Source organism: Microbulbifer maximicatervae (SeqCode) (assembly GCF_052467325.1).
This window is the reverse complement of record NZ_CP174310.1, coordinates 4287008-4307309: the sequence shown is the minus strand read 5'-3', so window position 1 is coordinate 4307309 and position 20302 is coordinate 4287008. Positions and strand designations below refer to the sequence as shown.

The following is a 20302-nucleotide window of genomic DNA, read 5'->3' as shown; positions in this document are numbered from 1 at the left end:
CATATCGTTTGATGCTTGAAGTCTCCCGGTGGCGTCGCCTCGCTCTGGCGATTGCTAATAACTCCCAAGCCCGCTCTGTCGTTCTCGGCCTGATCGCTGCGCAGCCGTTGTGGGCGCAAGCCAATCAAGGGGAACCAACCCCCGATCCCGATTACAACCCCTATTTGTACCTGGACTGGTTACCCCGCTCTGAGCTAACCCCAGAAGAGCAAGCCAACCTGCCAGCAGTGTGCTCTGGTGCCTTCGTGGCCCCTCCGCGAAACTATCCCGGCTCTGACCTCCCCCCTGGAGAAGCCCCCCTTAGGGCTACTGCGGAGAAGTCACGATGGCTGGAGGACGGTTCCGCTGAGCTGAGCGGAAATGTACATATCACTCAGGGTTACCGACAGTTGTTTGCCGACCAGGTCAAACTGGACCGCCCTGAAAATATTGCCACTTTAAACGGCGCTATTGAACTTCGGGAGCCCGGTTTGCTGATCCGTGGTTCCTCCGCTGAAGTCCATACCAAAAGCGAAGCTGCCTCCGTTGAAGATGCCACCTATGTGGTACACGATGCTTTTATCCACGGTGGGGCCGAGCTGGTAGCACGTCAAACCAGTGGCGAGTTAACCCTGACCGAAGGCACATATACCCGCTGTGAGCCCGGACGTGAGTTCTGGCAGCTCACAGGCCGTGAGATCAATATCGATGAAGTAGAGAGTCAGGGTACTGCGCGGGATGTGCGCTTGAAGATTCTAGACGTGCCTGTTTTATACCTGCCGTATTTCCGCTTCCCGGTGGGCGACGCGCGCATGTCCGGCTTTCTGTTTCCCACACTCAGTAACAGCGACAAGAATGGCTGGGATCTCGCCATCCCCTACTACTGGAACATCGCCCCCCAAATGGACGCCACCATCTCCCCGCGCTATATCCAGCATCGCGGTGCCGGGTTGGAGGTCGAATTCAGACACTTGGCAGAAATGTTCAGTACTGAAATACGTCTGGCCGACTTGCCCGATGACGATGGCGGCAACAATGATCTTGCCCAGGACCTGATTGATGAAGGCTTTCCTGAGGATCTGGTTCTCCCTTATAAAGGTGAGGACCGTTGGCTCATCAGTTTAGAGCAGCAAGGGGGGTACAGCGGCAGTATTTGGCGGACCGATATCGATTATACTAAGGTCAGTGACCCCGACTATTTCCGCGATTTGAGCACAGCTAATCTCGATATCAATGCAGAAACCAGAGTTAGTCAAAAGGTTCAAGGCTTACTGCGAAGCGAACATTGGAAAGCAACCTTACGTACTCAGGATTATCAAGTACTAGAAAACGACGCCTTTGATACATTTGCCCAATATCCCCGCTTTGATGTCGATGGCGATTATCGCTGGGATGACTGGCTACTCACTATGCAAAATGAAGTCACCAGTTGGGATCACAGCGATACGCAGACGATTCGATACATCGAAGATACCGATGATCCCGACAGTGTCGTCACTGAGACAAGAAACTTTATTACTGCAGATAGACTGCGCCTCGACTATGAATTCTTCTGGGATAAAGAATGGCTCTGGGGATATTTTAAGCCGGGAGTGGCCGGGCGCTACCTCGCATATAGTGTGAGTGACCAATTCCTACCCGAAGATGCCGACGATACTCCAGACGCGGCTGCCGCCCAGTTTATTCTGGATACAGGGCTCTACTTTGAACGGGATAGTCACATTTTCAATCGCGATTTTATTCAGACTCTAGAGCCCCGGTTATTCACCCTGATCAGCAGCAATGCCGATCAAAGTGATTTTTTTGATATCAGTGATGGCGCCGATGATATCAACGCTAGCAGTAACAACCTGTTATACGATACATCGCTATACACCTTCAGTTATGACCAGTTATTCCGCGATAGCCGTTTTACCGGTAACGACCGAATCGACGATGCAGACAGACTTGCCCTTGGCCTGACAACCAAGTATATCGACCCCATAAGTGGTCGAGATCTGTTTTCAGCGAGTATCGGGCAGATTTATTATTCCAGTGACACCCAAATTGGCCGCACCTCTTACATTGAGGATACCCCACGGTCAGAACTAGCTGCGCGAATCGAAAGTCGCCCTTTCCAGTCTTTGCGCCTGGGCACTGAACTGGTCTATGAGGATAGTGAGCACAACATCAATCGTGGCAACTTCAGCCTGCGTTATTTTGACGACGAATTCCGCATCTTTAACTTAAGCTACTACTACGAGCGCCCAGACTCCACAGATGATGAGGACGAAGATGAGGATGAAACAGTAAGTCAGCTGAACGCCTCAACGGCCCTCCCACTTAGTACCCATACCTCACTCATGGCAAGTGCCAGCTATGATCTTACTTTGAATCGGGAACTGGAATACTTGGCAGGTATCGAATATGACGACTGCTGCTACCGTACCCGACTAGTGTGGCGTCGCACGCTGGACAATGATCTCGCAGGGGTTGTATCAGCTGAAGACCTAGAGTACGACGAGGGCATCTACCTCGAAGTCGAACTCAAAGGATTAGCGGGTTTTGGTTCAACCGTGACAGAAATGCTGACCCAGGGGATTGCCAACTTTGATCAGAGAGAAGAGCTGAAACAGTGATGAGAATAATTAAGAAGTTCATACCGAAATTGGGCCTGACGCCCTTACTGGCTGTAGGCGCCCTGATTGCCACTACAGCCACTGCGCAAGTCAGGAACCTTGACCGGGTAGTCGCTGTTGTTGATGACGATGTTGTGATGGCCAGTGAACTGACCCAGCGCATGAATACCATCACCAGCCAGATTCAAGCGCAACAGGTGCAGGCTCCGCCTGTAGACATATTGCGCCGGCAGGTACTTGAACAGCTGATTATCGAGCGTTTGCAGCTGCAGATGGCCTCTCGTGCTGGCGTCACTGTCTCCGAATCCGAACTAGACCAGGCTATAGCCCGGGTTCAGCAAAATGCGGGAGTCAGCCCTGAAGTGTTCCGTCAGCGTCTACTCGCAGATGGTATGAGCATGAAAAGCTTCCGCCAGCAAATCCGCCAGGAACTGATGATTCGCCGTGTTGAACAAGGCAGCGTTAACCGTCGTATCCAGATTACAGATCAGGATATTGATAACTTCCTACGCTCCAAGGAAGGGGAGTTTTGGAAGTCCCCCCAGTTTGAGCTAGGGCATATCCTAATTCCCGTAAGTTCCAGCGCTCCCACCAGTGAAGTTACCCAGGCCCGGGAAAAGGCTGAGGATCTAGCTAAGCAAGCCAGAGATGGCACCGACTTCCGCCGCCTGGCAATTGCGAACTCTGCTGGTCAAAATGCTCTTTCCGGTGGCGACCTGGGCTGGCGCAAGACTGTCGAGCTCCCCACTCTGTTTGCCGATGCTCTCACAGACCTAAAAGCCGGCGATGTGACCGAACCTTTCCGTAGTGATGCAGGCTTCCATCTGCTAAAAATTCATGCTCAGAAAGGTGCCAGCGAGCAGCTGGTAGAGCAGACAAAAGTTCGCCATATCCTACTTAAGCCATCGGCTATTCTCACCGACGACCAAGCTTACAATAAGCTGATTGAACTACGTGAAGAAGCTATGGCCAGTGATAACTTTAGTGAATTGGCACGCGAAAATTCAGAAGATATTGGCTCGATGCTATCCGGCGGCGACCTTGGCTGGTCTATGCCCGGGCAGTTCGTACCTGAGTTTACCCAGGCTATGGACGCAACGGAGATTGGTAATATCAGTCTACCCTTCCGCAGCCAGTTTGGCTGGCACATCCTGCAGGTTGAAGATCGCCGTAAACAGGACATGACCGATCAATATATCCGCAATCAGGCCGCTAACTTGCTGCGCAATCGTCGCTACGAAGAGGAGTTGCAAAACTGGCGCCGTGAAATTCGCGACCAGGCATACGTTGAAATCAAGCTGCCAGACTCTGAGACAACTGAGGATTCAGTGGATCAACAGTAAACCGCTTAATCAGCGGGAAAAGCCGGGCCCTGTGCCCGGTTTTTTTTTGTAGCTACAGGAAAGTTATACAAATGATTCCTAAAATTGCCTTCACCCCTGGAGAGCCCGCAGGTATCGGCCCTGAACTCGCCGTGAAAATTGCGCAAGGGGGTTCTTCAGCACAGATTGTCGCAATAGCTGATCCTCAGCTGCTAACAGATACTGCTGAGGCTCTGGGGTTACCAATCAAGCTCCTTCCTCTGTCCGATAAAGCAAATGACGGGACACCACCCGGCAGCCTCTATATTTTGCCGATCACAATGGCCGAGCCAGCCAAGCCAGGACAGCTTAATACAGCTAATGCGCACTATGTTTTGGAAACTCTTTCAGTTGCAGCAGAGGGCTGCCTATCAGGCGAGTTTGATGCCCTGGTAACAGGGCCAGTACACAAAGGTGTCATTAACGAGGCGGGAACATCGTTTAGCGGCCATACCGAGTTTTTTGCTGAAAAAGCCAAGGTTGAACGTGTGGTAATGATGTTAGCCGCAGACGACCTTCGTGTTGCTCTTGTGACAACCCACCTCCCCCTCAAGGATGTGAGTAGTGCGATCAGTCGTCCACTTATTGAGCAGGTTATTACCATCCTCGACAAAAGTTTGCGGGAACATTTTTGTATTCCCAGTCCTCGCATCAGTGTATGCGGCCTCAATCCACATGCTGGAGAAGGCGGGCATCTGGGGCGGGAAGAAATAGAGATCATCGAACCCACGCTCGAGCGCTTACGCAGCCAGGGTATATCCCTGAAGGGCCCACTGCCAGCAGATACCCTTTTTACCCCTCCCCATTTATCAGAATGTGACGCCGTTTTAGCTATGTATCACGACCAGGGGCTTCCAGTGTTAAAATTCAAGGGTTTTGGCCACGCCGTTAATATCACTTTGGGGCTACCCTTTATCCGCACCTCGGTAGATCACGGTACAGCTCTCAATATTGCGGGCACAGGCTCCGCAGAGTGCGGCAGCCTCCAGGCGGCACTAACCCAGGCTATCGCGCTGGCCAAGTTACGCAGTTCCTAACCAACACTAAAATTTGCCTGGAGAAAAGTGTCAACCACACCCTCACTGAAGTGTGTGCAGTAAATGGCCCCGAAGGGCATATCAACTGAAATATTCACTAACATTCCAAGGCTTAACCGCAAAATTAATCCAGGTTACAGATATATCAATGGATAACTTCTTTCAACACAAAGCCCGTAAACGCTTTGGACAAAACTTTCTCGTCGATGAAAATATTATCGAGCGTATTGTTCGTTCGGTAGGCCCCAAGGAATCCGACACCCTGATTGAAATCGGCCCGGGCCAGGGTGCAATCACTGAATTACTATTAAAACGCTGTCCATCCCTTACCGCTGTAGAGCTGGATCGGGACCTGATTCCGATGCTGGAATTTAAATTCAGGGAATACCCCGAGTTCAGCATTATTGAGCAGGACGCATTGAAATTTGACTTTGGCACCTTTGCCGGTAATAAGCAGCTGCGCATCGTCGGTAACCTGCCGTATAACATATCCACACCGCTACTGTTCCACCTGCTCAGCTTTCGCGGACAAGTCCAGGATATGCATTTTATGCTGCAGAAAGAGGTGGTAGACCGGCTCAGCGCAACGCCTTCGACTAAATCTTATGGGCGACTTAGCGTGATGGTTCAATATTACTGTCGCGTACAGGGCCTATTCCCTGTACCCCCGCAGTCTTTCCGGCCCGCCCCTAAGGTTGATTCTGCCATCGTGAGATTGGTTCCCTACAGCACTTTGCCATTTACCGCAAAAGATGAAGGATTATTGGAGAGAATCGTCAATATAGCCTTCCAGCAGCGCCGTAAGACCCTGCGCAATGCTTTAAAACCCCTATTCCCGGATCTCGACCCCGAGCTGCTACCCATTGATGCCGGCCGCCGACCAGAAACCTTAAGCGTCGAGGACTTTGTTAAGCTAGCCGACTACTGTACAAACTTGCAACAACAATAATTATTTTTCATATTTTTGGGGGAAATCTTGGCAACTTACGCCATCGGAGATATTCAAGGATGCTTTGCAGCTTTTCAAAGCCTTCTCAAGAAAATCAATTTTAGTGCTGACCGTGACAAACTCTGGCTTGCCGGAGATTTGGTTCACCGGGGTGAAGACAGCCTGAGCACTCTTCGTTTTCTCTATGAGCACCGCCAACAGGTGACAGCAGTATTAGGCAATCATGATCTGCATTTACTGGCGATTGCTCACGGCGCTAAGTCCTTATCTGAAAAAGAACATGACCTTGCCAAGGTTTTAAACGCAAAGGACGCTGATAATTTACTGGAATGGCTACAAAGCCTTCCCCTTCTAGTACACAAGAAGGGTTACACCATGGTGCACGCTGGCATCCCTCCCATTTGGAGTGTTACGAAAGCCCTAAAACTCGCCACTGAAGTCCATAAAGCCCTCGCCGACGAAGCTATGGCAAAAGCATATTTTTATGGTATGTATGGCAATGAACCACATTGTTGGGATGACCACTTGATCGGCATTGAGCGCCTGCGCTCCATTACCAATTATTTTACAAGAATGCGTTTTTGTAAGGCGGATGGCACTCTGGACCTGATCAATAAAAAGGGGGTCCAGGCCTCTCACGGTGAATACCAGCCCTGGTTTAGCTTTCCCGATCGAAAAACCAGAAATGACAAAATTATTTTTGGGCATTGGGCTGCCCTGGAAGGCCGCGCAGATACTGAGAATATCTATGCCCTAGACACAGGTTGCGTTTGGGGAGGGTACCTGACTGCAATGCGATTAAGTGATGAAGAATTTTTTTGTACCGATTGTAGTTTTTAGTAGCCCTAAAAGCCCCCACAAAATAAACAGGAAAAGACTCCTGTTGTAACATTAACTGATTGTTGCCACTTAACCAGCTCAGCAACAATCAGCTCTTAACTTAATAGGCGCAACTACATATTACAGCGGACTTATATTACCTGTGAGAGCTTTTCTAAAGTTGCTTCAGGATTAGCTAATTTACGACTAACCAACTGCCTTATAACCTCAACCAACTCTCGGGAAGTTTCGTTCTCTACTATCTTAAAGAAACTTTCAATCCCTTTTTCTCCCCCGCTTTCAATTTCTTCTCGATAATTTCTCCATAATGAATAAATACTTGCAGAGCCATTACTTTTCTCCTGCAAGGACTGATCAATTGCCCGATGTATAAGTAGGCCACAACTATAATATAGATCAAACCTTCCATGGTTAGCTGCTTCTACCAACGAAAATTTTTTCAAACCGTTCGAACAACTCGCCCTAAATTTATCAACTTTGGCATAAACATACTTTTCAAAATTAGGGTATAAATCTAGCAGAGCCGAGGCTGCCAGCCAGCCCGCATTCCCCTCATGTAACCAGGAGTCTCGAACATCCTCTGACAAGACTTTATCTTTACCTTCCTGATGAAAATGAGCCACTTCATGGGCAAAAAACCAAATAATGTCACTAACAAAATTAGGTTCCGACAATTTTTCATCAAAGTCATTCCAATTCCAGTGCATGAATATCTGGTTGGGTAAGGTCCCCCCCTGATAATCATTACCATCAACTTGGGCGTATGAGGCGTATAAGACTGGTTTTTCTCCAGAATTTTTTCCAAGCTTTCTCTCAAAGTAGGCGATCAGCTTTGGAATGTCTGAATTTAATGACAACCTAATTCCATCTGGTAGACCATCATCAATGACAGCGATAAAGCTACGCTCTTCTACAGGTTTTTGGGTTCCGACATAGACATTCATTCCGCTATCCCGGTCAATCCAACTAGTTGCCCCAGTATATACCTGTCCTCCGACAACCATATATTCGCCTGGGGGAATCTTCATCGAAACTTTCCAGCTAGTGATCTCATCGCTACATTTTTCAATACAGGCAAACAGGCGCCCCGTATATATCAGATTCCCACCATTTGAATAAGGAGAGAACGGTGCATAATCTTTTTTAAGATGTTTATATGTAGGCGTTAACAAAATTTCAGCTCGCTCGAATGAAGCTCTATCCTTTCTGACCAGATACTCGTCACCATCAATAGAAACCATTTCAAAATCTAACGAAAGTGGCTTCCAGCGCTCGATACGAGAAGCATCTGGATTCCTAACAAAACCAATACGGCTTGTCGATCTATCCATTTGATAAACAAGTTTCCAGAGATTTCCTTCCGATTTCTCAATTAAGATATCCACCCCAGAATTTTCTTCAGCTAAAACTGAAACTCCTAGCATTATCAACAATATAAACTGGAAATATTTCAACTCTAACCCCTTTCTGATTGAAGAAAAGAAAATACGGGATACGGAAAACCATTGAGACTTAAACTTAGAATCAGCCAACAAATATTTTTATTAAAATCTAAATAAGTAAGCGGGACACAAGCTCATTAATATAAATAAAGACTTAAGCTCCGAGTAAACACCTAACTCATGAGTACTATAGTTACATTTTTCCAAAGAACTTACGGGAATCTCATTGCCTACAGTAATTCAGGAGGATTAAGTAAGCAATGAGCTGTAAACCTTAAATGAGAAATTCCTATTAACTGAAACTAATAAAGGATTACTGGTTTCCCCTAGCGTATTTATCTATTCAGCGCTATATCCTTTCGGGTTCTTATGCTGCCAGCGCCAAGTATCTTCCACCATACGAACTAAATCGTACTCGGCTTTCCAGCCCAGCTCTTTCTCAGCCAGTTCCGGATCTGCATAACACTCTGCAATATCGCCCGCTCTCCGCGGAGCGATATTGTAGGGAATTTCCTTGCCGCTAACACTTTCGAAAGCGCGTACAACTTGCAAAACAGAGCTGCCCTGCCCTGTACCCAGGTTATGGGTATAGCAACCCTCAGAAACCTCTTCTTTACAAAGCAAATTCAATGCAGCCAGATGCCCTCGAGCCAGATCCACTACATGAATATAATCCCGAACGCCCGTACCATCGACGGTATCATAATCACCACCAAAAACCTGCAATTGCTCCAGCCTACCTACAGCTACTTGGGAAACATAAGGTAGCAAGTTGTTGGGGATGCCACTGGGATCTTCACCAATAGTCCCGCTTTCATGAGCTCCAATCGGGTTGAAATAACGCAACAAGCTCACTTTCCACTGGCTGTTTGGCGCGGCGCAAAGGTCCCGCAACATGTTTTCCACGATCAACTTACTCGACCCATAGGGATTGGTTGCCCCAGTAGGGAAGTCTTCTTTAATTGGTACTGCTTCAGGATCACCATAGACCGTCGCAGAGGAACTAAAGATCAGGCGGTGAACCCCATACTCCTCCATTACCTCACATAAAGTCAGGGTCCCAGCCACATTATTCTGGTAATAGCGCAGAGGCTGAGCAACAGACTCACCAACTGCTTTCAGTCCGGCAAAGTGAATTACAGCGTCAATCTCATGATCAGAGAATACTTTTCGCAACCCCTCCTTATCATTAATATCGAGATGGTGAAAAGGGATAGCTTTGCCACCAATTAACTCAACCCGTCTCAGGGCCTCCTCACTACTATTCGATAGATTATCCACAACCACAGGCTCAATACCGGCAGCAAGTAACTCGATACAAGTATGACTGCCAATATAACCAGCACCACCAGTCACCAAAATCGCCATTTACATTCCTCAATTTTTCTCTAATACCCAATATGGGTCGTAGTAAAACGTAAAACAGCCGCTCAATTCAACCTATATAAGGGACATTCCACTGTCTGAGTGAAAGGGAAAGCTATGCTGGAAAAGCTGGAAGGCATTCATCGCTAGCTCCGGCAAAAAACAAGGTTCACAACGGCAATAACGATAGTGCTTCACGCCAAGCGTATCCCAAACAAGGTCTGGACTTTCAGCTCATGCACCACTCGACCCAATTGGAAAGGTCGCATAGAAATAGCAGCCAAGATCGTACGACATCCTAACGAAAGCAGGAAGCTGAGCTCATTCCGGTAGGCTACAGGGAGGTAGACACCATGACAATTTTCAATCACTACTTGGAAAGATACGAATCTATCCAGGACGAGGAACTCAGTATTCAGGAATACCTGGAACTGTGCAAGACGGACCGCAGCGCCTACGCGTCGCCAGCCGAAAGAATGTTGATGGCCATCGGTGAGGCCGAACTGGTAGACACCTCACGGGACCCCCGCCTATCACGTATTTTCTGTAACAAGGTTATTAAACGTTACAAAGCCTTCAGTGAATTCTACGGAATGGAAGAAGCCATCGAGCAAATTGTTTCTTTCTTCAGGCATGCTGCACAAGGGTTGGAGGAAAAGAAACAAATCCTGTACCTATTGGGTCCTGTTGGTGGCGGGAAATCATCCCTTGCAGAGCGGCTGAAAGCTTTAATGGAGCAGGTCCCAATCTACGCGATCAAAGGCTCGCCAGTCTTTGAATCTCCATTAAGTCTTTTCTCACCCACTGAAGATGGCCGTATTCTTGAAGAGGACTACGGCATTGCGCGTCGATACGTAAACACCATTATGTCTCCCTGGTCGGTCAAACGGCTACATGAGTTTAAAGGAGACATTAGTAAGTTCCGTGTGGTCAAAATTCGTCCCTCTATCCTCGATCAAGTTGCCATATCGAAGACAGAACCCGGTGATGAAAATAACCAGGATATTTCTTCCCTAGTCGGTAAGATTGACATCCGCAAGCTTGAGGATTTCCCTCAGAATGACCCCGATGCCTACAGTTTTTCCGGAAGTCTATGTAGGGCCAACCAAGGACTGATGGAATTTGTCGAGATGTTCAAGGCGCCTATCAAGGTGCTTCACCCCCTACTAACTGCAACACAAGAAGGAAATTACAATAGTACAGAGGGACTGGGATCAATTCCATTCAACGGTACAATCCTTGCCCATTCTAATGAATCAGAATGGCAATCATTTCGTAATAATCGCAATAATGAAGCTTTCCTAGACCGTATTTATATCGTTAAGGTTCCCTACTGTGTGCGGGTACAAGAAGAAATCCGCATCTACCAGAAATTACTGGAAAACAGCTCCTTATCAAAAGCACCCTGTGCTCCAGACACCCTTAGGATGCTGGCACAGTTCTCTGTTTTATCGAGAATTAAAAACCCTGAAAATTCCAGCCTTTACTCAAAGATGCGTATCTATGATGGCGAAAACCTAAAAGATACAGATCCCAAAGCAAAAACCATCCAGGAATACAGGGATAATGCTGGAGTGGATGAGGGTATGAACGGACTATCCACCCGCTTCTCCTTCAAGATCCTCTCAAAAGTTTTCAATTTCGATGCCACTGAAGTCGCAGCAAATCCTGTCCATCTCCTCTATGTTCTAGAGCAGCAAATAGAACAGGAGCAATTTCCTCCAGAAGTTCAAGAAAACTATCTTGGGTTTATCAAGGAATATTTGGCTCCTAGATATGTTGAATTCATCGGCAAGGAAATTCAGACCGCTTATCTGGAATCCTATGCTGAATACGGTCAAAACCTGTTTGATCGATACGTCACTTACGCCGACTTTTGGATACAGGATCAGGAATACCGTGACCCAGAAACAGGAGAAATTCTCGATCGTGGAGCCCTGAATGAAGAGTTAGAGAAAACAGAAAAACCCGCCGGAATTTCTAACCCGAAAGACTTCCGCAATGAAATAGTTAATTTTGTACTTCGCGCAAGGGCTAACAATCAAGGAAAAAATCCCGACTGGAGATCCTACGAAAAATTACGTGCGGTTATTGAGAAGAAAATGTTCTCGAACACGGAGGACCTTCTACCGGTCATTTCCTTTAACACCAAGGCCTCGGCAGATGATAAGCGCAAACACGCAGATTTCGTTGCACGTATGGTCGAACGTGGCTACACCGAGAAACAGGTACGATTGTTATCTGAATGGTATCTACGCGTAAGAAAATCGCAGTAGCAACTTTAACCCAACTTTAAATTGCCAGAGAAATACGAGGAAGCCAAACGCAAATACAGATTAGATCATCAACTTATAGGGAGCCTTTGAACGATTCCGCATTTTCCCTGCTGGACTTTCATAGGCTCGTTATAGTGAAGATACCAGTGCTTAAGTTAGGCTAATCCAGTAGGGAAATTTCTGAATAAATTTGGGTGATAGTTGCCAGTGTATTTTATTCGGAGTAAAGGCAGAAATATGAGCTATATCATCGACCGCCGCTTGAATGGAAAGAAAAAAAGCACAGTTAACCGGCAACGATTCTTAAGGCGCTATAAGGCTCACATTAAGAAAGCTGTCGGTGATGCTATGAATAGCCGCTCCATAATGGATATGGATAAAGGCGAGCGCATCAGTATTCCAACCCGGGATATCAGTGAGCCCCTTTTTTCCCACGGTAGCGGTGGGCATGTAGAACGGGTTCTACCTGGAAACAAACAATTTACTGCTGGAGATCGCATTCCTCGTCAAGGACAGAGAGGTGGTGATGGTAGTGGCGGTGGTGCCAGCGATAGTGGAGAAGGGGTTGACGATTTCGTCTTCCAGATATCGCAAGAAGAGTTTCTGGACTTTATGTTTGAAGGACTGCAACTGCCCAACATGATAAAGCAACGCCTCGCGGGTAACGAATCCTTTCAAATAGTACGTGCCGGAATTAGTAATGAAGGAACTCCGGGCCGCCTTAATGTGATTCGCTCACTCAGGGCTGCCCATGCAAGACGTATCGCCTTGACCAGTAATAAGCGAAGAAACCTGCGCAACTTAGAGGAAGACCTATCCCAAGAAGAAAACAAAGATACTGCTCTGCGAGACCAGCGCAAAATTGAGGCTCTTAAAAACCAAATCGCCGAACTTCGCAGCCGTATCAATCGAGTCCCTTTCCTCGATGATTTCGATCTGAAATATAACCTGTTGATTCGACAACCAAAACCTCGATCTAGGGCAGTGATGTTTTGCCTGATGGATGTATCCGGCTCGATGAACCAAGCCACAAAGGATATGGCCAAACGCTTCTTCTTACTTTTATATTTGTTCCTACAGCGCAGTTATGAATATACGGAAGTCGTATTTATTCGACACCACACTAGCGCCAAAGAAGTTGATGAAGAGGAGTTTTTCTATTCACGGGAAACAGGCGGCACCATTGTCTCAAGCGCGCTCAAATTAATGCGACGTATTATGAGAGATCGCTACCCCGCCAGCGAATGGAATATCTATGGAGCCCAGGCCTCAGATGGTGATAACTGGAACGACGACTCCAGTACCTGCCACCGAATCCTTATCGACGATATTATGCCCCATGTGCAGTATTACTCTTATGTGGAAATTACTCCCAGAGATCACCAGGCCCTGTGGGAAGAATATGAAAGTGTCCGTACTTTATTCCCCGATCACTTTGCTATGGAGCAGATTGTCGATGTACAGGATATTTATCCGGTGTTCCGGCAACTGTTCCGCCAAAAGGTGACTGCCTGATGCTCGACAAATTTGCCAGTGGCGCTGAGGTATCTGAATCTGAGTCGCCTCAGCCCATATCAACCAGCTCAGAATGGACTTTTGAATTAATCCAGGAATATGATCGCGCCATCGGCGCACTGGCAGAAGAGTTTGGGTTAGATACCTACCCAAATCAGATTGAAGTTATCTGTTCTGAGCAGATGATGGATGCCTACTCCTCGGTAGGAATGCCTGTGGGTTATCACCACTGGTCTTTTGGCAAGCAATTTATCAGCGTGGAAAATAATTACCAGCGCGGATTGATGGGGCTGGCTTATGAAATAGTCATTAATTCTAATCCCTGCATCGCTTACCTCATGGAAGAAAATACCATGACAATGCAGGCTTTGGTGATTGCTCACGCCTCCTATGGGCACAACTCTTTCTTTAAAGGGAATTATCTGTTTCGCTCCTGGACAGATGCCAGCAGTATTATTGACTATCTGATCTTTGCCAAAAACTATATTTCCCGCTGTGAAGAGCGCTATGGGCTTGATGAAGTCGAGGCCATTCTCGACTCCTGTCATGCCCTAATGAACTACGGTGTAGATCGCTATAAACGCCCTTACCCAATCTCGGCTATTGAGGAAGAACGCCAACAGCAAGAGCGAGAAGAGTACCGCCAGAGGCAGCTCAATGATTTATGGAGGACCATCCCAAAACTCGGTGACGGTATAGAGGAGACAAAGGAGAAACGTTTCCCCGAAGAGCCTCAGGAGAATATCCTGTACTTTGTTGAGAAAAATGCCCCTCTACTGGAAAACTGGCAACGGGAGCTGGTGCGTATTGTACGTAAGCTGGCCCAATACTTTTATCCACAGCGGCAAACCCAAGTAATGAATGAGGGCTGGGCTACCTTCTGGCACTACACTCTCTTAACCGAGCTGTACAAGCGCGGGCGGGTGACTGAAGGCTTTATGATGGAGTTTCTACAAAGCCACACCAATGTTATCTACCAACCCTCTTTTGACAGCCCTCACTACAGCGGTATCAATCCCTATACCCTAGGCTTCAGTATTTTTACTGACTTACGGCGTATCTGTGAAAGTCCCACTGAAGAGGATCGCCGCTGGTTCCCAGACATTGCTGGAAGCAATTGGCGTGAAACCCTCCAGTTCGCTATGCGCGACTTCAAGGATGAAAGTTTTATTTTGCAATTCCTGTCTCCCAAGGTTATGCGAGACATGAAACTATTTTGTATCAGCGACAACGATAAAGAGAACGATATTATTGTTAGCGCAATTCACGATGAGAGCGGTTATCGCCAGTTAAGAGAGAACCTTGCCGGCCAGTACAACCTGGGCAATCGGGAACCAAATATCCAGGTATATTCAGTAGATACCCGTGGTGACCGTTCACTGACCCTACATCACACACAGCACCGCCGTCGCCCCCTCGGTAAAGATACAGCAGAGGTATTAAGGCATCTTCACCGGCTTTGGGGCTTCGATGTTCACCTGAACAGTTTGAACGGGGATCAAATCACAGCCAGTTGCCACTGCCCGGAGCAGGGCCGAGATCGTCCAGATGGAGAAGAGGAATCTATGTTGATACCGAAACCTATTTAGGTTTCAGCACGGGGACTGTTGAAATACCAGCCCCGTACAGAAGTGGGGAATTAATGCCTGATAGCTGGATTGCTACTTAAGCATCAGCTTCCAACAAAAGTTTGGCCTTTGCAGAAAGTTCACCATGCTCAGAACGGTGAGTCAAAAGGGCATCAGCGCCAGCATCCAGCCAACGAGCTTTTTCCCCATCATCATCAGAGGGCACAACCAGAATACTCAGGTTCGAGTATTCACTGCGGGATCTGAGGTAGTCCAGCACCTGAAACCCACTCTCCCCCAGCAGTCCAGTATCAACCACCAACAATGCCGGCTTGGCACTCGCCATCAGGATACCGGCAGAAAAGCTATCACCGGCCACTTCAACCTCACACCCCATTTGTTGAAGCGCCTGGCGTCCACCTGAAGTCAGCTCAGGATCGGTCGTTAATAAAAGTACTTTGCGACTGGGAACTGCCAAATCGTTCGGAACTGGCATTGAGTTATCCCGTAGAAACCCCACGAAGTCCTCAACACAGATACGGTGATCACCACGCCCCGGAAGCTTGTATGCCTTGAGTTGCCCACGCTCAATCCAGCGAATCACCGTTCGGAAGTTAACACCGCAGTACCTGGCTGCTTCCCCGGTGGTTAGCACATGTAATTCGCTCATCTTTATTCTCCCCAACAACTGCGATTAAAAGAAGAACAGTTCTATTTCACAAAAGCATCCTCTGCCCCACAGAGTTACACGTGAAATTATCCTGCCCAGCTGAACCGCCCCTATAAATTATGCTGTTTAATGCTGCAAACCCAGCCCGAAATTCGGTCCATGTAGTTTATTAACGAACAGCAGAACAACCCCCTCAAAAAATACTAATAGATATAGTTGACAGGTATGACAGGTTTCTTAGAATGGCACTAGATTCGTGACTCGGGACTTGTCACGGGATCCCTCCCACTGGTGTGGCCCTCAAGTCAGAGACCCCGCAGTTGGCAGAGAAATGTTTGCTAAGCGAATACCCTAAGACCCTGGGCCCCCTTGTTTTTTCGGGGCCTTTTTTTTATCTTGCCGAAGCTTCTTACACTCCTACCGCTCATCCTCCGTCCAGCAGACAAACCTGGAACAACGCCGGAACAAATGGACTTATGGCAGTACAATCACCTATCAGATCACTGGACCCTCCAGCTCTGGAGCAAATGTTTTGAAGATCTACCTTGTTGGCGGCGCAGTGCGCGACAGACTTTTGAATCGTCCAGTCACCGAGCGCGACTGGGTAGTAGTTGGAGCAAGTGCAGATAGAATGCAGGACCTCGGATACAGCCCAGTAGGCAAAGATTTTCCAGTATTCCTACACCCTGAGACCGGAGAAGAATACGCTCTCGCTCGAACTGAAAGAAAGAGCGGCCACGGCTATGGCGGTTTTACCGTTAACGCCGATGCCAATATCACTCTGGAAGAGGATCTCCTGCGGCGAGACCTCACTATTAATGCCATTGCAGAAGACATCGACGGCAAGCTAATAGACCCCTACGGCGGGCAGAAAGATCTGGAGGCACGGCTTTTGCGCCATGTTTCTCCTGCGTTTGCCGAAGACCCCTTAAGAGTACTGCGAGTAGCCCGCTTTGCCGCCCGCTACCATCACCTTGGCTTTAGCGTTGCCCCTGAGACCATGATACTCATGCGCCAGATGGTAGAAGCGGGTGAAGTGGAATATCTGGTGGCCGAGAGGGTCTGGAAAGAGGTAAGCCGGGCACTTACCGAGCCAGACCCCGATATTTTTATTCGGGTACTGCGAGACTGCGGCGCCCTATCAGTACTTTTACCAGAGTTAGAGAATTTGTTTGGTGTTCCTCAGCCGCCCAAACACCATCCCGAAGTGGACACTGGAGAACACGTACTACTAGCCCTGCGCGCCTCACCGGCAGAGCTCCCATTGCGTTTTGCAGTACTGCTACACGACCTGGGCAAAGGACTGACTCCCGAGGAGATTCTCCCCAGCCACCACGGCCACGAGGCCGCAGGCGTACCTCTTGTAAAGGCCGTCTGTGAGCGCTGGCGTACCCCAAAAGACCTGACAGCACTAGCTGTCGGGGTCTGCGAATATCACCTGCATTGCCACAGAGCCTTCGAATTGCGCCCACAGACCATTATGAAGATGATCCGCAGTCTGGATGCCTTGCGACGTCCCGAGCGATTTGAAAACTTTCTTCGCGCCTGTGAGGCTGATGCCCGAGGTCGAGAGGGACTGGAGAATCGAGATTATCCACAGGTGAACTTTTTACGCGCCGCTCGAGATGGGGCAGCGGCAGTAACTGCCGAGGAGTTGATTAAACAGGGCTACCAGGGTGCGAAACTCGGGCAAGCACTGGACCGGGAGCGCATCAAGGCAATCGCCAAAGTAAAGGATGACTACATTGCGTAATGTGCTGATTACCGGTGCCGCTGCACGCCTGGGCCGTGCTATTGCTGAAGAGCTACATAGAGATCACAGAGTTGTTATTCACTATCGCAACTCGGCTGATGCTGCCAAGGCCCTGGCAAACGAGCTGAACCAACTTCGCCCCAACTCTGCCATAGCGTTTCACAGTGAATTGAATAGCGCCGAAGCCGGTTCCAATCTGGCCCAGCGCGCACAAGAGGTCTGGGGCGGTATTGATGTTCTGGTCAACAATGCCTCAGCATTTCACCCTACACCTGTGGGAAAGGCGACCGAGGAGGACTGGGATCGGCTGGTAGGCAGCAACCTCAAAGCCCCTTTCTTTCTCACTCAGGCCCTGAAAGAAACACTCAGCCAACAACAGGGTTGCGTTGTTAATATGGCGGATATTCACGCCGAGCGCCCGATGCCCAAGCATACTATTTACTGCGCCGCCAAGGCTGGACTGGTAATGCTGACAAAAAGCCTCGCTCTGGAGTTATCGCCCCAGGTACGGGTCAATGCAGTCGCCCCCGGTGCCATTCTTTGGCCGGAGCAAGAGGCAACTAACGAAGCCAAGAAAGCACAAATCACCCAGCGTATTCCTTTGGCCCGAACCGGTGACCCCAGCGATATCGCCAAAACCGTGCGCTTCCTGGTCTGTGACGCCCCCTATATCAACGGCCAGGTTATTGCTGTTGACGGCGGCCGCAACCTCAATATCTAAAACAGTCCAACAACGGGGCTTCACTTCAATTTCACCGGCACTCTGTCAGAATGCTTTGTAACTTCCTCTGCCACAAGAGATTTGCCGGTGCGCTCACTGAAGATATTGTTGATTGAAGATAACCCCACTATCGCCCGCCAGCTTGCCGAATTCCTACAAGCTGAGGGCTGGCAGATAGATTATGCCCACCGGGGTCGCCAGGGCTTACAGCTAGCCCTGGAACAAATCTTCGACCTGATCATTCTCGACCTGGGCCTGCCGGATATGGACGGCTTGGAGGTCTGCGAAAAGATCAAGGCACAAGCGCCAGTTAACATGCCAATTCTGATGTTAACTGCCCGAGATGCTCTCGCAGATAAAGAACGCGGATTTGGTATCGGTGCCGATGACTATTTATGTAAGCCCTTCGAACCAAGGGAACTAATACTGAGATGCCGCGCCCTGGCCCGCAGACACCAGCTGCATACCAGTGAAGAAATTAAGGTCGGTGATTTACAGATAAACCAGCGCCAGCAAACGGCCTACCGGGATAAACAACCTCTGCCCCTGACAACTATCGGTTTTCGCATTCTCACTATGCTCGCCCAGGCGTCGCCAGCACCAGTAAGCCGCTCGGCAATAATCCACCATATTTGGGGTGATGAACCCCCAGAAACAGACGCCTTAAAATCCCACATTTATAGTCTTCGCCAAACACTGGATAAGCCTTTCCAGGCCCCTATGTTGAAAACCATCACCAATCTCGGTTATCAGTTGGAAACTCCCAATGCGCGAAACCAGTAATTTACAGAGGAAGGTCTTCGCTATTTTTGGCAGTTTTACCCTGCTACTTTGCTTGGTGTTTTTTGCCATTTGTATGATGGTGGCCTATGTAGTTGAAGACCATTTACTCGATAACTTATTGGCCGGAGAAGTCCGCTACCTCGAACAGCAGGCAAGACTGACTAATACGACCCCAGAGCCACGCCTACCCTATTTAACGCTATACACTGAAAACAAAATAATACCGGCCGAACTGCGCACTGCCTTACCAAGCTATGCGGAAAAGGCTGAGTGGTTTAGTGATACTGAACATCACTTCCATTTACGCAGAGTACATTTTCCGGACAACCATTCCGCCGTTCTCGTAGCTGAAGTCAGTGAATTGCTCACTGTTACCCGACAATCTTCAAAGCTTCTCTGGCTCTTTGCCAGCGCCTGTATCTTGACCCTACTCTTAGCCCTCTATTGTGCTTTTCGTATTTCCCGTAAAACCATCGCTCCTGTAGTAACCCTTGCTAAAGCAGTTCAGCAGCAGAGAAACTGCGATTCTCAAATTTCCCTGCCCTATAACAATGAACAAGATGAAATCGGTTATCTTGCAAGTACGTTGCAAGATACACTTAACCAGCTCAAGCTAACATTGCGCAGGGAAACTGAGTTTACCCGGGATACGAGCCATGAGTTGCGCACCGGGCTAACCATTCTGAAAAGCACACTGGCTCTCAGTCAAAATCGGGAAATGACTTTAGCTGAGAAAAATGAGCTATTAGAAACTGTTACCGGTATGGAAAAAACCGTTAAGACACTATTAGCCCTCGCCCGCTCTGAGTCTCTACAGTCGGAAGATATCCCATTGTGCGCTTTACTAGAGGAACGTCTTTTAGCTCAACACCAGTTAATTGTACAAAAGCATTTTAATGTTGATTTAAAGTTAGGGCACAAAGTCAGAGTCCTGGCCAATCGACACCTGGTAAGTCTGCTCTTCGACAACTTGATCAGCAATGCATTACAGCACGCTACCAGCCCTGAATTGGTTATTACCTATAAGGGGGACACACTCTTTTTTGAGAACGCCACAGACAACCAATTAGATCTAGAAACCTCCCTCTTACCCGGCCAAAAGAGGGAAGGCAGTGACGGCATTGGTCAAGGCCTTTTCCTGGCCAAGAGAATCTGTGAAGCCTTAAATTGGACCATCTCTATCCAGTGTAAAAAAAATATTTATCAGTGCTCTCTATCTTTTACACAGTAGCGTTCTAAGATTCAAATTTTTACCGTATGCGCTCGAGATGCACAGTGAATCGGCATCCATACCTTATACGATCTCGAGTGCAGCTTTTTCTTTCTTCCTAAATAGCAATTACAATCTCACCTGAATTTCACCTTCCATCCCTTATTCTCCTACGAACTCACTAGAAGATTTTCCGTCTGCTACTGCAATTTTGG

Annotated in this window: 15 protein-coding genes; 12 read left to right on the top strand and 3 right to left on the bottom strand. The window is 48.2% G+C overall.

Translation table 11 applies throughout. The annotated features are described in order from the left end of the window. Positions 1-11 precede the first annotated feature (11 nt). The 5 genes from ACJJIE_RS19210 to ACJJIE_RS19190 all read left to right on the top strand — a co-directional run bounded on the left by ACJJIE_RS19210 (position 12) and on the right by ACJJIE_RS19190 (position 6784). Entirely contained in the window at positions 12-2597 is a 2586-nt protein-coding gene (locus ACJJIE_RS19210) for an LPS-assembly protein LptD (RefSeq protein WP_444892688.1), read from the top strand. Further along, the gene (locus ACJJIE_RS19205) at positions 2597-3940 is read left to right on the top strand and encodes a peptidylprolyl isomerase (RefSeq protein WP_282934594.1); all 1344 of its coding nucleotides are present in this window, start codon (positions 2597-2599) and stop codon (positions 3938-3940) included. The genes ACJJIE_RS19210 and ACJJIE_RS19205 overlap by 1 nt, the downstream gene beginning before the upstream one ends. A gap of 71 nt (positions 3941-4011) precedes the next feature. Further along, positions 4012-4995, top strand: coding sequence for a 4-hydroxythreonine-4-phosphate dehydrogenase PdxA (gene pdxA / locus ACJJIE_RS19200; RefSeq protein ID WP_282934450.1), 984 nt, complete (start codon positions 4012-4014; stop codon positions 4993-4995). A 148-nt stretch (positions 4996-5143) separates the two neighbouring features. After that, positions 5144-5944 carry a 16S rRNA (adenine(1518)-N(6)/adenine(1519)-N(6))-dimethyltransferase RsmA gene (rsmA, locus tag ACJJIE_RS19195; RefSeq protein ID WP_444892687.1) on the top strand — a complete coding sequence of 267 codons (801 nt, stop codon included), beginning with the start codon at positions 5144-5146 and terminating at the stop codon, positions 5942-5944. 27 nt (positions 5945-5971) lie between these two features. Further along, entirely contained in the window at positions 5972-6784 is an 813-nt protein-coding gene (locus ACJJIE_RS19190; RefSeq protein ID WP_282934452.1) for a symmetrical bis(5'-nucleosyl)-tetraphosphatase, read from the top strand. Positions 6785-6915: 131 nt separating this feature from the next. Here the strand turns inward: ACJJIE_RS19190 and ACJJIE_RS19185 are convergent, their stop codons facing one another. Together ACJJIE_RS19185 and galE are read right to left on the bottom strand one after the other, a co-directional pair. Next, a complete protein-coding gene (locus tag ACJJIE_RS19185) occupies positions 6916-8238 on the bottom strand; it encodes a M1 aminopeptidase family protein (RefSeq protein ID WP_444892686.1) in 1323 nt (440 codons plus the stop codon). Positions 8239-8565: 327 nt separating this feature from the next. Beyond that, entirely contained in the window at positions 8566-9594 is a 1029-nt protein-coding gene (galE, locus tag ACJJIE_RS19180; protein ID WP_282934455.1) for a UDP-glucose 4-epimerase GalE, read from the bottom strand. A gap of 350 nt (positions 9595-9944) precedes the next feature. On the opposite strand from galE, the gene ACJJIE_RS19175 reads away from it, so the two are divergent. From ACJJIE_RS19175 to ACJJIE_RS19165, 3 genes are all read left to right on the top strand, one after another. Next, positions 9945-11867 carry a PrkA family serine protein kinase gene (locus ACJJIE_RS19175; RefSeq protein ID WP_282934456.1) on the top strand — a complete coding sequence of 641 codons (1923 nt, stop codon included), beginning with the start codon at positions 9945-9947 and terminating at the stop codon, positions 11865-11867. 237 nt (positions 11868-12104) lie between these two features. Beyond that, positions 12105-13382: a YeaH/YhbH family protein gene (locus tag ACJJIE_RS19170; protein ID WP_444892685.1), complete on the top strand. Its 1278-nt coding sequence runs from the start codon at positions 12105-12107 to the stop codon at positions 13380-13382. Next, positions 13382-14971, top strand: a complete 1590-nt coding sequence (locus tag ACJJIE_RS19165) for a SpoVR family protein (protein WP_282934457.1) — start codon at positions 13382-13384, stop codon at positions 14969-14971. The genes ACJJIE_RS19170 and ACJJIE_RS19165 overlap by 1 nt, the downstream gene beginning before the upstream one ends. Before the next feature lie 76 nt (positions 14972-15047). On the opposite strand, the gene ACJJIE_RS19160 is transcribed toward ACJJIE_RS19165, so the two are convergent. Continuing rightward, positions 15048-15620: a helix-turn-helix domain-containing protein gene (locus ACJJIE_RS19160; protein ID WP_282934458.1), complete on the bottom strand. Its 573-nt coding sequence runs from the start codon at positions 15618-15620 to the stop codon at positions 15048-15050. 532 nt (positions 15621-16152) lie between these two features. On the opposite strand from ACJJIE_RS19160, the gene ACJJIE_RS19155 reads away from it, so the two are divergent. The 4 genes from ACJJIE_RS19155 (at position 16153) to ACJJIE_RS19140 (ending at position 20108) form a co-directional block, all read left to right on the top strand. Then, complete coding sequence (locus ACJJIE_RS19155) at positions 16153-17373, top strand: multifunctional CCA addition/repair protein (RefSeq protein WP_444892684.1); 1221 nt, start codon at positions 16153-16155, stop codon at positions 17371-17373. Next, positions 17357-18094 carry a pteridine reductase gene (locus ACJJIE_RS19150; RefSeq protein ID WP_444892683.1) on the top strand — a complete coding sequence of 246 codons (738 nt, stop codon included), beginning with the start codon at positions 17357-17359 and terminating at the stop codon, positions 18092-18094. Before ACJJIE_RS19155 ends, ACJJIE_RS19150 begins: the two co-directional genes overlap by 17 nt. Before the next feature lie 87 nt (positions 18095-18181). Then, positions 18182-18877 (top strand): response regulator transcription factor, encoded by a 696-nt coding sequence (locus tag ACJJIE_RS19145; protein ID WP_444892682.1) that lies wholly within the window; start codon positions 18182-18184, stop codon positions 18875-18877. After that, on the top strand, positions 18861-20108 hold the full coding sequence (locus tag ACJJIE_RS19140) for a sensor histidine kinase (protein WP_444892681.1): 1248 nt from the start codon (positions 18861-18863) through the stop codon (positions 20106-20108). Before ACJJIE_RS19145 ends, ACJJIE_RS19140 begins: the two co-directional genes overlap by 17 nt. Positions 20109-20302 lie beyond the last annotated feature (194 nt).

Coding starts and splice junctions, on each gene's coding strand:
- ACJJIE_RS19210 (WP_444892688.1), top strand. CDS start 12: ATGCTTGAAGTCTCCCGGTGGCGTCGCCTCGCTCTGGCGATTGCTAAT.
- ACJJIE_RS19205 (WP_282934594.1), top strand. CDS start 2,597: ATGAGAATAATTAAGAAGTTCATACCGAAATTGGGCCTGACGCCCTTA.
- pdxA (WP_282934450.1), top strand. CDS start 4,012: ATGATTCCTAAAATTGCCTTCACCCCTGGAGAGCCCGCAGGTATCGGC.
- rsmA (WP_444892687.1), top strand. CDS start 5,144: ATGGATAACTTCTTTCAACACAAAGCCCGTAAACGCTTTGGACAAAAC.
- galE (WP_282934455.1), bottom strand. CDS start 9,594: ATGGCGATTTTGGTGACTGGTGGTGCTGGTTATATTGGCAGTCATACT.
- ACJJIE_RS19175 (WP_282934456.1), top strand. CDS start 9,945: ATGACAATTTTCAATCACTACTTGGAAAGATACGAATCTATCCAGGAC.
- ACJJIE_RS19170 (WP_444892685.1), top strand. CDS start 12,105: ATGAGCTATATCATCGACCGCCGCTTGAATGGAAAGAAAAAAAGCACA.
- ACJJIE_RS19165 (WP_282934457.1), top strand. CDS start 13,382: ATGCTCGACAAATTTGCCAGTGGCGCTGAGGTATCTGAATCTGAGTCG.
- ACJJIE_RS19160 (WP_282934458.1), bottom strand. CDS start 15,620: ATGAGCGAATTACATGTGCTAACCACCGGGGAAGCAGCCAGGTACTGC.
- ACJJIE_RS19150 (WP_444892683.1), top strand. CDS start 17,357: ATGACTACATTGCGTAATGTGCTGATTACCGGTGCCGCTGCACGCCTG.
- ACJJIE_RS19140 (WP_444892681.1), top strand. CDS start 18,861: ATGCGCGAAACCAGTAATTTACAGAGGAAGGTCTTCGCTATTTTTGGC.